This window comes from Clostridium lacusfryxellense, assembly GCF_018861735.1.
In the GTDB taxonomy this organism is placed as follows: Bacteria; Bacillota; Clostridia; order Clostridiales; family Clostridiaceae; genus Clostridium_AD; species Clostridium_AD lacusfryxellense.
Map to the genome: position 1 here is coordinate 1 of NZ_JAHLEB010000136.1, position 1,652 is coordinate 1,652.

At 30.8% G+C, this 1,652-nt stretch carries 1 protein-coding gene; it reads left to right on the plus strand.

The features are described from left to right. Positions 1-93 precede the first annotated feature (93 nt). The gene (locus KPL55_RS25590; RefSeq protein ID WP_246599850.1) at positions 94-1,548 is read left to right on the plus strand and encodes a transposase; all 1,455 of its coding nucleotides are present in this window, start codon (positions 94-96) and stop codon (positions 1,546-1,548) included. The last annotated feature ends 104 nt before the right edge of the window (positions 1,549-1,652 follow it).

The following is a 1,652-nucleotide window of genomic DNA, read 5'->3' on the forward strand; positions in this document are numbered from 1 at the left end:
TAGTTAATTGCATAACCTTGTAGTCAAGTTACTTCAAGGCTTTACAATTATATATTTACAGGAATTCCCCCAACTTTTGTCGAATTTATATTTATGAGAACAAATTCATCGAAGGGAGATAATTCCATGCAATCAAATTTAAAACAGTTATCTCTTGCTGATATTTATACAGATATTGATGAGTATTTTCAGCAAGATAAACCAAAGTTAATAAAACTTTTTGACCAATATATTGATTTATCTGAGTTAATTCCTCAAAGCTTCATTAATCACTATTATGCATCAACTGGTCACCCTAGAGATTACAAATTGTCATCAATGTTGACAGCCTTAATTATCAAAATGATACTTTCGATCGCAGATATCTCTTTATTAATCAACATACTTAATCTTTCTTCTGAACTTAAAACTTTATGTGGTTTTACCAGAGTACCTAATGCCTCTCAATTTTCGAGGCTAAAAATTGAATTTGAGAGTGACTTCCTTAAGTTTTTTAATAATCTCGTTGATCTTACAGAACCTATTTGTAAACTACTAAGCCCTGAACTTGCAGCTATTCTTGTAGCTGATACTACAGGTATTGAGGGTTATGTTAAAGAAAATAACCCTAAAGCCTTTGACTCAGTTATGAGAAATACTAAAAAGTTTTCTAAAAGCATTCCTAATTTCAATGCTCACAGCTATGCTTGTTCTCAGATGCCTAAGGAATCTGTTGCTAATACGGATATCAAATTGTCTTATATCAATGGGCACTATTGTTACTCAATGAAAGCTGCCTTCGTCACAAATGGTCTTGGCATCATAAGGCATATTGATTTTTATAATAGTGATAATACTATTGATATTGCTGACGCCCTATCGGGCACTGAACATAAAGATGACTATGATTCTAAGAGCCTTATACCTGTACTTAATAACTTTTACAGTTATCATCCCGATTTTAATTATATATATTTTCTAGGTGATGCTGGTTTTGATGCCCTTGAAAATTACAAGTATCTCTATGAAGATCATGATATTATCCCCATAATCCCGCTAAATCCCAGGGGATCTAAAGATATAGGTAAACCTAAAATTAATGAAAATGGTATTCCAACCTGTCCAAGTGATGATTCATTACCCATGATATTTGATGGTACGTCAAAAGAAAAAGGAAGATCACTAAGACTAAAATGGCTTTGTCCAAAATCTAAGAAGAAAACTATAAAAGGTAAAACAACTTATATTCTATCTTGCGAAAGTCCGTGTACTACATCATCTTGTGGTAGAATGCATCATACTAATGTTAATGATAATTACAGATTAAATACAGTTATACCAAGAGGTTCAGATAAATGGATTGAACTTTATAAAAAAAGAACAATAATAGAAAGAACAAATTTCATGGTAAAATTTCCTATGGGCGTTGGATATACAAAGTTAAGAAATACTATTTCTCTTAAAGTTGAAGTAATCCTCGCTGCAATAACACAGCAAATTGTTATTTTGATTGCTGATAAACTTAATAAAAAGTCTCATTTCTTATCCATAAAATCTTTAATAGCATAGTGATTTTTTTATAATAAGATTAGTTCTTATTAAGTTCGCTATAAATTAGGATAAGCTTCATCAATTATTTAACTAATTTTCTTAAATAGTTCCGCAATCAGCTA